Annotated in this window: 11 protein-coding genes; 4 read left to right on the plus strand and 7 right to left on the minus strand. The window is 68.4% G+C overall.

The features are described 5' to 3' along the window. Positions 1 to 85: 85 nt before the first annotated feature. The 3 genes from NN4_RS05140 to NN4_RS05150 all read left to right on the plus strand — a co-directional run bounded on the left by NN4_RS05140 (position 86) and on the right by NN4_RS05150 (position 4107). A complete protein-coding gene (locus NN4_RS05140; protein WP_147128809.1) occupies positions 86 to 2647 on the plus strand; it encodes a cytochrome P450 in 2562 nt (853 codons plus the stop codon). Positions 2648 to 2652: 5 nt separating this feature from the next. Then, entirely contained in the window at positions 2653 to 2904 is a 252-nt protein-coding gene (locus tag NN4_RS05145; protein WP_147128810.1) for a pyridoxamine 5'-phosphate oxidase, read from the plus strand. A 108-nt stretch (positions 2905 to 3012) separates the two neighbouring features. After that, a complete protein-coding gene (locus NN4_RS05150) occupies positions 3013 to 4107 on the plus strand; it encodes a methyltransferase (RefSeq protein WP_147128811.1) in 1095 nt (364 codons plus the stop codon). Here the strand turns inward: NN4_RS05150 and NN4_RS05155 are convergent. Further along, positions 4104 to 4694, minus strand: a complete 591-nt coding sequence (locus tag NN4_RS05155) for a TetR/AcrR family transcriptional regulator (RefSeq protein ID WP_147128812.1) — start codon at positions 4692 to 4694, stop codon at positions 4104 to 4106. The genes NN4_RS05150 and NN4_RS05155 overlap by 4 nt on opposite strands. A gap of 71 nt (positions 4695 to 4765) precedes the next feature. Between NN4_RS05155 and NN4_RS05160 the strand changes: the two genes are divergently transcribed. Beyond that, complete coding sequence (locus tag NN4_RS05160; protein ID WP_147128813.1) at positions 4766 to 5578, plus strand: class I SAM-dependent methyltransferase; 813 nt, start codon at positions 4766 to 4768, stop codon at positions 5576 to 5578. 34 nt (positions 5579 to 5612) lie between these two features. Here NN4_RS05160 and NN4_RS05165 read toward each other — a convergent pair whose 3' ends face one another. The 6 genes from NN4_RS05165 to NN4_RS05190 all read right to left on the minus strand — a co-directional run bounded on the left by NN4_RS05165 (position 5613) and on the right by NN4_RS05190 (position 10635). Continuing rightward, positions 5613 to 5984, minus strand: a complete 372-nt coding sequence (locus tag NN4_RS05165) for a hypothetical protein (protein WP_147128814.1) — start codon at positions 5982 to 5984, stop codon at positions 5613 to 5615. Positions 5985 to 6130: 146 nt separating this feature from the next. Further along, the gene (locus tag NN4_RS05170) at positions 6131 to 7033 is read right to left on the minus strand and encodes a UbiA prenyltransferase family protein (protein WP_246180715.1); all 903 of its coding nucleotides are present in this window, start codon (positions 7031 to 7033) and stop codon (positions 6131 to 6133) included. After that, positions 7030 to 7638: a nitroreductase family protein gene (locus NN4_RS05175; RefSeq protein WP_147128816.1), complete on the minus strand. Its 609-nt coding sequence runs from the start codon at positions 7636 to 7638 to the stop codon at positions 7030 to 7032. Before NN4_RS05175 ends, NN4_RS05170 begins: the two co-directional genes overlap by 4 nt. Beyond that, on the minus strand, positions 7638 to 8630 hold the full coding sequence (locus NN4_RS05180; RefSeq protein ID WP_246180716.1) for a ScbA/BarX family gamma-butyrolactone biosynthesis protein: 993 nt from the start codon (positions 8628 to 8630) through the stop codon (positions 7638 to 7640). The genes NN4_RS05175 and NN4_RS05180 overlap by 1 nt, the downstream gene beginning before the upstream one ends. After that, complete coding sequence (locus NN4_RS05185) at positions 8627 to 9547, minus strand: nucleoside-diphosphate kinase (protein ID WP_147128817.1); 921 nt, start codon at positions 9545 to 9547, stop codon at positions 8627 to 8629. The genes NN4_RS05180 and NN4_RS05185 overlap by 4 nt, the downstream gene beginning before the upstream one ends. Beyond that, positions 9544 to 10635 carry an SDR family oxidoreductase gene (locus NN4_RS05190; RefSeq protein ID WP_147128818.1) on the minus strand — a complete coding sequence of 364 codons (1092 nt, stop codon included), beginning with the start codon at positions 10633 to 10635 and terminating at the stop codon, positions 9544 to 9546. Before NN4_RS05190 ends, NN4_RS05185 begins: the two co-directional genes overlap by 4 nt. Positions 10636 to 10651 lie beyond the last annotated feature (16 nt).

A 10651-nucleotide genomic window follows, 5' to 3' on the forward strand; every position in this document is an offset into this window, starting at 1 on the left:
GTACCCGGCGGGCCATACCCCGCACTTGTCGCGACTCGTCGTTTTTCCAGCATCCGCGCGGCGCACATGTCCGTACCGTGGTCCCATGCACGTCGCGCTGTTCACGGACTTCCATCCCGCGACTCTCGGCGGGATCCAGACCTCGGTACATGCCCAGCGTCGCGGGCTCGAGCGGCTCGGCCACCGCGTCACCGTGTTCACCGCGCCCACGCCGGAATCTACCGAACCGGACCCGGGCCTGGTGGTCCTTTCCGCACTCGGGGGCGTCGTGGTGAACGGTTTCGCCATGGTGCTGCCGACGCCGGCGAACAATCGGGCCATCGACGCGGCGTTCGCCGAGCGCGGCCCGATCGATGTCGTGCACACCCAGACCACCTACGGCGTCGCCATCGCCGGGCTGCGCGCGGCCCGGCGCCACGGCATTCCCGTGGTGCACACCGTGCACAGCCGCGACGACGTCTTCATCGCCAACACCTCGCCGGTCCCGTACCTGTCCGCGCTCACCATGCGGGCGTTGCACGGCCGCTTTGTCTCCCATCGCGGGCGCATGCCGCGCAACGACGAATCGCGGGCGGCGCGGCATGCCTGGCGCACCATGGTCGCCCAGGCCCAGGCCGCCGATCGGGTGATCGTGCCGACCGAGCATTTTGCCGAGCGCATCCTGGCGCACGGGCTGGCTCGGCCGATACGGGTGATCTCCAACGGAATCGATGACGAACTGCTCGACGCCGCACAGCCTTCGGTGCCGGAGTCCGGCCCGGTCAGCGGCCCACTGCGAATCCTGTGGTGCGCCAGGCTTTCCGGGGAGAAGCGGCTGCTCGAGGCAATCGATGCGGTGCGGCTCGTCGAGAACTGCGTGTTCGACGTCTATGGCACCGGCGAGCTGTGGGAGCGTGCGCGAGCGGCGATCGACGTCGGCGGGCTCAGTGGCCGGGTGCGGCTGCACGGTGCGGTCAGTCAGGCGGAGTGCCTGGCCGCGATGGCGACGCACGACGTATTGCTCTTCCCCTCTTCGGGTTTCGACACGCAGGGTATGGCGTTGCTGGAGGCGGTGGCCATGCGGCTGCCGGTGGTCTACTGCGATCCGGATCTGGCCGAGACGGTGCCCGAAGGCGGCGGTGTCTGTACCCACAATCCGTCGGTGGCGGCGATCGCCGACGCACTGCGCGAACTCGCCGACGACCCGGAACAATTGGCGCCGATGCGCAAGATCCTCGCCGATCATGCCGACTCCGCGCGGCAATCACGCCTCACCGAAGCGATTGCCGCGATATACACCGACCTGGTCGGAGGTGCGAAACAAACCATGCCGCAGCCTGTTCCGAATGTACCCACCGCGCCGGGGCGACTACCCCTGCTCGGCCACAGCGTGGTGGCGCTGCGCGACGGCCTGAAGTTCGTCACGTCACTGGCCGAGATCGCCCCGATCGTCCGGATCTATCTCGGCCCGCGACCGGCCTACGTGCTCACCACCCCGGACCTCATCCGTGCGGTGGGTTTCGGCGAGGCGGGCGAATTCCATCGCGAGGAGCTGCGCGACGCGATCCAGGAGGTCATTCGCGGCGCGTCCAACGTGCTCAGCGGCAAACCGCACGAGCTGCGCCGCCGGATGATCGCGCCCGCACTGCGGCAGCGCCGGTTGACCGAATACGCGGTGGTCGCCGCCGATCTCGCGAACGCATGGTCGGCGGCGCTGCCACCCGATCAACCGTTGAACCTGGTGGACGAGGCACACCGTCTCGTCCTCGACACGATCTCCTCGACGCTGTTCACTGCCGAGTTCGGCGCGGACGCGAAACATGAAGTCCAGCAGAACATCCCGTGGCTGCTCGGCCAGGTGATCCAACGCGCCGCGTTGCCGCCGCCGGTGCGCCGCCTGCGCCTCATCGCCAATCGCCGGTTCACCGCCAAGTCCCGTCGGTTGCGCGCCGAGATCGGCGCCGTGGTCGCCGAATACCGCCGCGCCGACCGCGATTTCCACGATGTGCTGTCCGCGCTGGTCCGGCACAGCGACCCGGAGACCGGCACCCGCCTGTCGGACGAGGAGATCATCGACGAGCTGTTGCTCATGCTCGCCGCGGGCGTCGGCTCGACCGCGTCCATCCTGGGCTGGGTCTGGCACGAGATCATGCGCAATCCGGACATCGCCGCCGAAGTACGCCGCGAGCTGGACGATTTCGTCGGCGCAGCCCAGGTCACCCCCGACCATGTCGCGGAACTGCCGTATCTGCGGCTGGTCATCCTGGAGACCCTGCGGTTCTGGGGCCCGTGGGTCAGCACGCACACCGCGGACGGACCGGTCACGCTGAGCGGCACCACGCTGCCCGACGGCGCCATGGTTGTGTTCAGCCCGTACATGATTCACCACAACCCGCACTACTACCCCAGCCCAGAGACCTTCGACCCGGACCGCTGGTTCCCCGGTCGCGTCGAGGAGATCGACAAGAAGGCGATCCTGCCGTTCGGCGTCGGCAGCAGGCACTGCCCGGGCAACAACTTCGCGCTGATGACCATCACCCTCGCCACCGCCGCCCTCTTCGCCCGCTGGCAGCCGGTCGCCGACCCCGGCTACCAAGTGAAACCGTCGAACCGCGATTTCGTCGCCGCCCCATCGCGGTTGCCGGTAGTCCTGCACGCCCGGACGTAGGGACGATGACTTTGGACCTCACCGTCAACGGCACGGCAGCCCAGGTCACCGACCCGGCGGCGGTGGCCGACGTCGCCGCGCGTTATGCCGCGGACGGCTGGCCTGCGCAGGTCGACGACACCGGTCTCGCGCTCACCGCCGAGTACAGCGCCCCGGCCGCGGGACCGCCGCCCTGGCACGTCTACCGCATCGCCGTCGAGACCGCGATGGCGCTCGCCACGGTGGAGCCCGGCGGCGCGACCCGCTGGCGATTCTGACCACGCCGACCGCGTCGATGGGCGGCCGTCGGTTCGGCCCATGACGAGCGGCAGGCCCGTACGCTGCTTGGTGGCATAGTGCCGGCCGTCGAGCGGATGGAGACTCCCATGGCACCCGACCACCCGAGAATGCCACCGCCAGCGCTGGTTCGAGCTGTCGAGCTGGTGCGCAACGGTCTGTCCGTCGCCTATCGCAAGCTGGTACCGGGGCAGCTCGCGGTGATGGAATTGCTGGCCGCCGGATGGTTGACACAGGCGATCCACGCGGCCGCCGAACTCGGCGTCGCCGACGCGCTGGCGGACGGACCGCGCAGCGGCGCTGAGCTGGCCGAGGCCATCGGAGCCGATGAGGACGCGCTGCACAGATTGCTGCGACTGCTCATCAGCCACGGCATATTCACCAGGCGCCGGGACGGTAGGTACGCCCTCACCTCGATGGCCAAGGCGCTGCAACGGGACACCGGCGTCACGCTGCGCGACGCCGCCCTGTTCTTCGGTTCGCCTATCCACCGGGACAATTGGTCGCATCTGGTCGACGCGGTCCGCACCGGCAAGCCGGTCGGCGAAGCGCTGCACGGCATGTCGTTCTTCGAGCACGCGCGGGTCGATCGTGAGCTCGGCACGCTGTTCGACAACGCGATGACCAGCATCGGCAGCCTGGCGCTCACCCCCTTGCTCGCGGCCTACGACTTCGGCGCATTCGACACCCTGGTCGATGTCGGCGGCGGCGAGGGTGCACTGATCACCGAAATCCTGCGCCGCGCACCACGATCCACGGGCATCCTGTTCGACCTGCCGGAGGTGCTCGAGTCGGCACCGAGCCGGCTGGCCGAGCTCGGACTGACCGACCGCTGCGCGATCGAGGCCGGTTCCTTCTTCGACGCTGTACCCCAGGGTGCCGACGCCTATCTGCTCAAGCACATCCTGCACGACTGGGCCGAGGACGACGCGGGGCGGATCCTCACGACGATCCGCGCGGCGATGAAACCCGATGCTCGCCTGCTGATCATCGAGCTCGTCGTCCCTGAGCACACTCGTCCGCATCCCGGCAAGTTCATCGATCTCGAGATGCTGGTGAATACCGGCGGGCGCGAGCGGACCGCCGCCGAGTACCGGGAGTTCCTGGCGCGCTTCGGTTTCAAGCTGACCCGAATTGTCCCGACGGTGTCACCGGACAACATTCTCGAGGCCGAGCCCGCCTAAGGTGCCAGTGCCGCCGCGATGACCGTGGTCACGACCTTACCGACGGCTTCGGCGGTCGGCGGTGTGCCTTTCCGGTCGGCGAACAGCAGGTGCCCGGCCCCGATCAGCGTGGGCGCCAACACTTCCACGTCGGCCTCGGCCAGGACGCGCCCCTGTTCACGCTCGGCGTCGAGGTAGTCGGCGATCATCGCGGTCGCTTCCGCCAGCAGCGGAATACCCGTCGGCCTGAACTGACGCAGCCTGGCACGCAACTCGTCCCGGAAGGTGACGAGGCTGACGATCGACACGGCGACCGTCCCGAACAGCTGGGTCAACGCGCCGCTGAGATTGCCGACGACGGTGCCGGTTCCCGCGGCTTCGCGCAACGCGGCCGCCTGCTGGTCGATCCGCGCGATGCGGTCGAGCACGAGCTCGGCCAGAAAGGCGTCGAAGTCGGTGAAATGCCGGTGCAGCACCCCCTTGGCGCAGCTTGCCTCGGTGGTGACCGCCCGGCTGGTCAGCGCGCTCGGCCCGTCCCGCAGCAGGATGCGTTCGGCGGCGTCGAACAACTGCTCGCGCACATCGCGCATGGCCACTCCGGTTGGCACCGTGTACTTCTCCCTTGTCTTCCAGCCCGAAACAGTTGAAGAGTGGGCATCCGCCCACTTATAGTGGGCACATGCCCACCATACCGTCGCCACCGCCCCCGGAGTCCCATCAGGCCCGCGAGATAGCCGAGTCGTTCGGCGTGGACACCGACCGCTACGACCGGTCCCGACCCCGCTATCCCGACGCGCTGATACAAGCGATCGTCGACGAAAGCCCGGGACGCGACTTCCTCGACGCCGGGGTCGGCACCGGCATCGTCGCCCGGCAATGCCGAGCCGCCGGTTGTGCCGTTCTCGGCGTCGAACCCGACGAACGGATGGCCGAATTCGCGCGCCGCCACGGCATCGAAGTCGAAGTGGCCACCTTCGAAGCATGGGACCCCGCGGGGCGAACCTTCGACACGGTCGTCTCCGGGCAGGCGTGGCACTGGGTGGACCCCGTCGCCGGCGCGGCCAAGGCGGCCGAGGCGCTACGGCCCGGCGGCCGACTTGCCTTGTTCTGGAACGTGAGTCAGCCACCGCCCGAACTCGGGGAGACCTTCGCCGAGGTCTACCGCCGTGCGGTTCCCGACTCCCCGTTCTCTCGGATGCCCGAGACCACTCCCGCTGCGATGTACGCGGCGATGTGCGACAAAGCCGCCGACGGCATGCGCGAGTCGGGCGCCTTCGGTGAGCCGCAGCGGCAGCAATTCGACTGGGAACAGCGATATACCCGCGATGAGTGGCTGGATTTCTCAGCGACCACCGGCGCCACCACCCGTCTGCCCCAGTCCGTGCTGGACGAGGTACTGGCCGGCCTCGGTGCCGCCGTCGACGCGGTGGGCGGCAGCTTCACCGTGCAGTACACGGCGATCATGGTCACCGCGGCGCGGATCGCCCCCTGAAGCTCGCGACCCGTCGGTCCATCGACCGAAGTTCCTAAGTGTCGGAAACGAAGGCGCGGGTGGTGATGCCGAGTGCGCTGCTCGTCATGCAGGAGGCGCGCATCGGCTGGCCGACCGCGGACGGCTCGGAATCGGTCCCGGAGTAGGGACCGAAGGTCGGGCCGTCAGGGCTCGAAGCGGCACTGATCCCGAGGCATTCGACCTGCAAGACCGAGGATCCGTGCCCCTCGTGGCACCGGGCGATGGCATCGGTCACCCCTCGATCGATGAAGCAGGCGCCCGGGTCGGCACCCGCGGCGTTCGCCGTGCCGATCACCATGCCACAGGTGAGCACGAGTAGGCAGCCGACCCCGATGGTTCGACGCAACAGGGTTCGTACGACTCGCCCTCGCTTACGCTCGCTCACATAGATCCCTTCCTCGCGGGTGTGCACAATCGTCCCGGTACCGGCCCGGTCGCCGCATCAGCGTGAAGCGTCCCCCGGCGTTATTCCACCAGACCCGAGGCGCATTCGCGCGGGACACGACGGTCGCATCGACCACCGTTTCCGCGTCAGGACAAGCTCAGAGCCTGGCCGATCAGGGTGAGGTAGAGCGCGAGGATGAAGACGACGGCGGGCAGGGCCGGATAGTCGACGCGGTCACCACGCAGGAACTTCAGCGCGCCGAAGGCCGGAATCAGCAGCAGCGGGACGGGGAGCCAGGCGAGCAGCGAGTGGTCCCACGGACGGACGAGAGCGATATCGCACAGCACCGCCGCGACCGCACACAGCAGCGACGCCGCGGTGCTTCCCTTGGCGCCCAGGGCATTCGAGTACAGCAGCTCGCCGGGGCGGCGTTCGCGCGAGGTCTTCCTGGCGAACTCGAACTGGAGGAACGCCCCGGCGAACACAACGGCGACCGCCGCGGCCTGCCACTGTGCGCGCACCTCGCCGGTATCGATCGCCGAGACGACCACGTAGCCGGTGACGAGTAGCTGCACCGGATAGGTGACGAACAGATTCACCATTATGTTGGTGCGCACTGTCGCGAAGAGCCACTCCAGCCCCCACAGGACCAGCCCGTAAGCCATTGCGACAGCGATCATTACGGCCGAACCCACCGACAGCGCCAGACTGCCCGCGATGGCTCCGAGCGCGATGAGCGCCATCGCCACGCGAAGTTCGACCGCACTCACCGCGCCGGTCACCAGCGGGCGGTCCGGGTTGTGCACGCGGTCGTACTCGAGATCCTTCTGCTCGTCGACCATGCGCAGATACAGCAGCACGAACGCGACGACCACTATCCGGACCAGCGTGTCGCCGGTTGGCCGCCAGGCTGATTCCGGCTGTGTCACAAGCGAAGCCGTGCCTTCGAGCGCCAGCACCCACAGCACGCCGTACAGCAGGTAGTGCGGCTTGTACATCACCGCGGTGAACCGGCCGATCCGCCCGGCGGACGCCAGCGGATTCCTCACGCCCACCGATCCCAGCTGGTCACCTCGGCCGCCGGTGTGCGCCGCCCCGGCCTGTCACTGCCCGGCAGCAGGTGCGCGACCGGGACCATGGCCACCTGGGTCACCTCGTCGAACGGGATGCCGAGCAGGTCGGCGACCTCGCGTTCGTAGGCCAGATGTGCCGTCGTCAGGCAGGATCCGAGTCCGCGCTCGCGCAGGGCGAGCATGAAGTTCCACACTGCGGGATAGATCGAGCCGTAGAAGCTCGCCGACCGCAGTGGCGGCGCGGACTCCGGCAGCCTGCCGAGCGAGCAGACAAGCACCAGCGCGGGCACCTCGGCCAGATGCTCCGCCAGGTACCGTCCGGAGGCGAGATCGCCGAGCTGATCCGGTCGCGGTGTGCGTCCGGACAGGTTGGTGGCGAAGCCTTTTCGGTAGTACTCCGCGATCTGTTGCTTGGCTTCCGGGTCCTGCACGACGAGGAAGCGCCATGGCTGCCGGTTGCTGCCGCTCGGTGCCTGAATCGCGATATCCAGGCACTGAAGCAGATCTCGACGCTCGACCGGCCGGGTGAGATCGAGGCGGCGGCGAAACGACCGGGTCGTGGTGAGCAGTTCGGTGCTCATCAGCGCTCGGCCGCAGGCAGTTCGGCGTCGAAACCCAGTTCGTCGTCGGCGAATTCGAGGTCGACCTCGGCCGCGACCGCGTCGCACTGCCGGATCTCGCAGTGGATCACCGTCCGGTCGGCCTGCTGCCCGGTGATCTCCGCAATGCATTCCGCAGGACGGTCCAGCTCCACGAATCGCTCGAAAGCGCTGCCGACGCACTGTAATCGGGGCGCCCGGTGCAGCACCATGGCCAGCGCGGTCTGCCTGCATGCCTCGATCAAAAGACTCCCCGGCGCATGATCGAGTTGGTGATCGAACAGAAACGGATGACCCAGGTCGGGCACCAGCGTGGCGCGGGCGGTGCTGCCGGACACCTGTGGCGCGGCGATCACGACATTGCGCCAGTTCTCCCGCCCCACCTCGGCCGCGACCGCGCGATCGGCGAGCGCCGACGCACCCAGATACTCGCCGAGGCCGAGGCTCTTGCGGAAGGCCGCGCGAAGCGAGGTCCACTGTCGCGACGTCATCCAGGAGAACGAGCCGTCGACGGTCATCATCGACTCCCCGCCGCAGTCGATTTCGAGCACCATGTCCAGACCCTGCACCCGCTCACCACGCACGTGCCGGCGCGGCACCCGCACCCGCATCACGAGATCGGCCGGCGCGGAGCCGATTTCCCACGCCGAGGTATCGGCGCCGGTGCCGTTGAAGGTCCGCACGATGAACGCCATATCGGCAGGGACGCCGTAGAACTCGTGGCTCAGCGCGATCGCCGCCTGCCTGGCAGCCTCCATCACCAGCAGCGGGTCGTGCCGCAGCGCAAGCGATCCGAGGTGGTCGCTGTAGTAGGCGTGCATCCTCGGTAATTGGGCGCCGACCACGAACTCGTCCTCGGCCACGGTGTCGAGCGAGGTGACGAACACCTCGGACACCGCGCACCGGTGCGCCAGTTCGCGCGAGATCGTGCGTAGATGAGTCGCGGTCTTCACCGTTTCCACGTTTGCCGTCACGGTTGTTCCTCCAGCCAATCTTTCGCGGACACCGGGCGCAGCGTCTGCGGCTGCGTGCCGATCCGCATCGGGAGTACATAGGACCCGAGCACGATCACCGACCACGGATCGAGGTCCCGGCCGTCGGCCCACGCGGCATACAGCAGCTGCGCGCAGTCCGGGTCGGCCGCGCGGTCGAATCCGGGTGCGACCGGGGCGCCGGCCGCTTCGAGGTCGCGCAGAATCCGCTCCACCGCGACCGCACGGTCGAAGCTGCGAGCGGGTGTCCACGCGTAGAGGTCGTTCGCGATCGCGAGGGCCTCGGACGAGCGGTCGATGCCCGCGCCCGCCTCCGCGATCACCGCCGCCCGGCGCTGTTCGTCCAGGTAGATGGCGAGCTCCCGCAGCACATCAGCGGGATCGTCGGGCGAATGCACCAGATTCAGCAGGTAGCTGTGCCGGCCGAGCAGATGGCGCAACTCGCCAGGCTGCCGTTTACGCGGGTCGGTCGGGCCCTTGGCCTCGGTGAGACGCACGGGGACCGGCAGTTCCGCGTCTTCACCGCGCACGACGAGCACCAGCACGTCGGAGATGCCGACGAGCAGGTCGGCCAGGCGGCGGCGTTCGGGTGAGGCGATGTTCCAGGCGAAGTACCACAGCGCGCGGGCGAAATGCCGGTCGACCGCAACCCGGAAGGCGGAGACGACTCGGAAGTCGTTGTCCGCCAGCCACTTCAGTGTCGGTTCGACGACTCTGGCAACGATGGCGTCCGGCTTGAGCAGCAGCATCGAGTGCGCCTTGGCGAACTTCGCGGCATCGACACCGAGGCGATCGAGTTGATCGACGGTCTCCTGCACATAGGTGTCGCCGACATAGGCCGCCACCTTTTCCCGCTGCGGCGTCAGCGCGGCGAGCAGCTCACCCAGCGGGGCCGTCACCGGTCGGCTCCGCCGAAGTCGTTGCCCGCCAGCACTTCTTCGATCGACGGCAAGGGCACGCCCAGGTATCCGGATTCCAGGCAGTAGTCCAGCAGCACCCGCAGATACTCCTTTCCGGTCGACGGCGACGATCTGCCGAGCAGCACTTCGGCATTCGATGTGACGAAGGCCAGCCGACGCTCGAAGTAGCTGGTGTACAGCGAGCCGATGCGCCGGTAGTACTCCCGCTCGATGGCGCCGAGATCGTCTTCGTGGAAGGTCGTCGCGGGCACGAAGGTCGCGACCTCGAACGACGGATACTCGGCGAACACGTCGGATACCTCGCGCAGCGACAGCGTGTCCCGGCCCAGCGCGTGAAAGGTGCGGCCGGTCGCCGAGTCGAAATCCAGCACGGCCGCGGCGATCACGTCGGCGACGTGGTCCACCGGCGCGAGCGAGAGCGTCGCGTCGTACCGGCCGGGCAGCGAGCGCAGTTTGCCCTCGACCATGAGCTTGACCACGGTGTAGAGGTTCTTGTACTCGCGGATCACGCCGGTGCCGCTCGCGCCGGTCACGATGCCGGGCCGCACGATCGCCCAGCGCAAGCCCTGCTCGCCCGCCGCACGCACCAGCTGTTCGGCGCGGAACTTGCTCTCCTCGTAGCCGTTTCCGAAGGATTGACCCGCGTCGAGTTCGTTCTCGGCGATGGTGCCGCCGCGTCTTCCGCACACGTACGCCGTGCTGACGTGTACGAGCGGAACGTCCCACGCCTGCGCGAGTGCGATCGCGTTGGCGGTGCCGCGGACATTGAGTTCGTCGTAGTCCTGCGCGGCGGCATCGAACGCCGTGGTGGCGGCGCAGTGCACGATCATGCCGACGCGTTCGGCCAGATCCGCCGAATCACGCTCGGACAGCCCGAATCCTGGGCTGCGGATGTCACCCGCGACCGGAGTGCCCGCGCCGAGCACCGTGCCGTCGTTACGGACGATGCACGAATTGCTGTGCAGCACAGCCGCGACCGGGCGGGTCGCGGCCGCCAGCCGGGCGACCACCTCCGCACCCACGAGGCCTGTTGCGCCGGTGACCAATACGGTGTCGCGCCCGCTCATGCCGCTGCCTCGCCGA

This window comes from Nocardia ninae NBRC 108245 (assembly GCF_007990755.1).
Taxonomy (GTDB): domain Bacteria; phylum Actinomycetota; class Actinomycetes; order Mycobacteriales; family Mycobacteriaceae; genus Nocardia; species Nocardia ninae.